Origin of the sequence: Bradyrhizobium jicamae (assembly GCF_001440395.1) — a bacterium.
Taxonomy (GTDB): Bacteria; Pseudomonadota; Alphaproteobacteria; order Rhizobiales; family Xanthobacteraceae; genus Bradyrhizobium; species Bradyrhizobium jicamae.
The window spans coordinates 1-2,132 of sequence record NZ_LLXZ01000146.1 but is presented as its reverse complement, the minus strand read 5'-3'; the positions used below and the strand labels follow the sequence as shown (position 1 = coordinate 2,132).

The window sequence follows — 2,132 nt, the reverse complement described above, 5'->3', positions numbered from 1 at the left end:
CCTGAGCCCGAGGTAGACGGGCTGGCGCAATTCGCCCTTACTCGTCCACTCCGCGAGCTTGACCTCGGCAACCAACGAGGGCCTGACCCAGGTCGTGGCGGCCTCGTCCTTCACTTTGGCAGGGAAGGGTGATTTCGGGGTCGTGAGCTTCACAAGCTTGGCATGGAGGTCTCCCAGGACCTTGTGGCTGAAGCCAGTGCCGACATGTCCGATGTAGCGCCATGCTTCGTCTTCCCGCACGGCGAGGACCAGGGCGCCGAAGAATGGCCTGGTGCGCCTCGGCGCCGTGAAGCCCACGATCACCACTTCCTGCCGCTTTGCTGTCTTGATCTTCAGCCAATCCGGGGTCCGGCTTCCGGACGCATACGCGCTGTCGGCGCGCTTCGCCATGACGCCTTCCAGACCCTTCCGCTCGGCCTCGGCGAAAAATTTCGTGCCGTTCGCTTTGCGGTGACGGCTGAAGGCGATCAGCCGGTGGCTCGGCAGGATCGCTTTCAGCCGCTCCTTGCGCTCGAGAAGAGGCTGTTTGCGCAAGTCAACCGCGTTCTGAAACATGAGATCGAAGGCGCAATACAGCAGCTTCGCTTCATGACGCAGCGCGCTTTGCAGGAGCTGGAAATGCGAGACGCCGTCCTTTCCGATCACGACAAGCTCGCCGTCGATTACGGCGTCGCCCTTCACGCCCTCCAGCGCTTTGGCGACCTCGATATAGCTGCCGCTGATGATCTTGCCGTTGCGGCTGTAGAGTGCAACCTTGCCCCGTCGGATTTCTGCGATCATCCGGAAGCCATCGTACTTGTCCTCGAAGACCCAGCCGGGGTCGTCGAATGGCGCGTCGGTGAGCGTGGCGAGCATCGGCTGTAAGCGCTTGGGCAGCGTCGACGTCCGGCTCATCCAAGGGCCAATCCTTCAGAGCGTGTTGCGTAATGCATGGACGTCCTTCAAGAATGAAGGAACGCTTAAAGCCATGGCATGTTCCGTCAGGCGCCGTGGCAAGCCCAAGTGCGCGACGAATATCGAACGGGAAGGTCTGATCAGACGGATGGCCAGAAAACTGAAAACCCACCAGACTTTGCTGGGTTCTTCGATCTGGCGATAGCCGCTCCCTCCATGAAAGCGGCTCTGGAAGCGTGGGCGCAGACAGCAATCTCTTTCATCAGGGCGCGGCGAAGGTGATCCGGCCGGGCTGGCGTTGAGGCTCGGCACCAGCCCTTCTAGTCTGGGGGCATTCCGGGCAGGTATCGCCGATCGAGTTCAGCACGTCGCGAACCTCGGCCGCCGCCGCATCAGGGGAGACGCCTGCTGGCGGGTCTTCACGAGCGATATCAAGGCCCGCTCCCGTGTATGCGGATCGGCGCGATCTTGCATCCAACCGTGTTCTTCGCACTCGCGGATGTACGTCTGGAACGCCTCAGAGAGTGCTCCGCTTGGGCTCTATCGCCTGCAGCCCGTCGACACGCTGTTTGTCACCGAACTTGTTGCAGTCCTGCCGCCGGAGCCGCTTTTTGCGTTCCTTGCTGAGGGCAGCTATCTGCCGGGCGGCGTGCCGATGCTGAAGCGCGTCCTTGCACTCCCCGGGCAGACGGTCTGCAGGATTGACCTCACCATTAGCGTCGACGGGATTGGAGTTGGCGAGGCTCGCGATCGCGACAGGCGTGGCCGTCCGCTCCCGATTTGGCAGGGCTGCCGCGTCGTCGCGCGAGATGACGTCTTCCTCATGAATTGGCAGTCGTCGGATTCGCTGGACGGCCGATACTTCGGACCGATCCCCGCTTCTGCAATCATCGCCCGCGCGCTGCCGATCTGGACGGATGGAGATAACTAACCGTGCGTTGCTCACGCTCTCAAATGGCCGCGCCCCTAACCCATTGGATACAGCCGCATTCTTCCCGGCCAGAGTTCGCAGCGCTGCGGCGCTGGGTGACCGTCGAAGTCGACCACTTGATCGCCCCGCGAGTACGTTGCCAGCGGCCTGCAGTCCGTACATTGGTGGGATCGCATTTAATCGCGCGCTGTCGGGACTTTTCGCGCGTGGGGCCGTCAGGAGGGGGCAGCACGGTCAAACGAGCCACGGACGGCTCTTCAAATCGGGCTCCGAGAAACCGGTGCACGGCGATAGCCGCCGTGTGGCC

General features: G+C 62.4%; 2 protein-coding genes and 2 pseudogenes. 2 read left to right on the top strand and 2 right to left on the bottom strand.

Going from position 1 to position 2,132, the window contains the following annotated elements; translation table 11 throughout:
* On the bottom strand, positions 1 to 894 hold an 894-nt coding region (gene ligD, locus CQ12_RS23870; RefSeq protein WP_057837747.1), incomplete at its 3' end, for a non-homologous end-joining DNA ligase.
* Positions 895 to 1,042: 148 nt separating this feature from the next.
* Here ligD and CQ12_RS46600 point away from each other — a divergent pair.
* A pseudogene (locus CQ12_RS46600) lies at positions 1,043 to 1,172 on the top strand (cell envelope biogenesis protein TolA); the annotation flags it as partial.
* Here CQ12_RS46600 and CQ12_RS46595 read toward each other — a convergent pair.
* Positions 1,157 to 1,395: pseudogene (locus CQ12_RS46595) on the bottom strand (hypothetical protein); the annotation flags it as partial. The pseudogenes CQ12_RS46600 and CQ12_RS46595 sit on opposite strands and share 16 nt — an antisense overlap.
* Here CQ12_RS46595 and CQ12_RS23860 point away from each other — a divergent pair.
* Positions 1,394 to 1,825, top strand: coding sequence for a S26 family signal peptidase (locus tag CQ12_RS23860; RefSeq protein WP_083519454.1), 432 nt, complete (start codon positions 1,394 to 1,396; stop codon positions 1,823 to 1,825). The pseudogene CQ12_RS46595 and the gene CQ12_RS23860 overlap by 2 nt on opposite strands.
* The last annotated feature ends 307 nt before the right edge of the window (positions 1,826 to 2,132 follow it).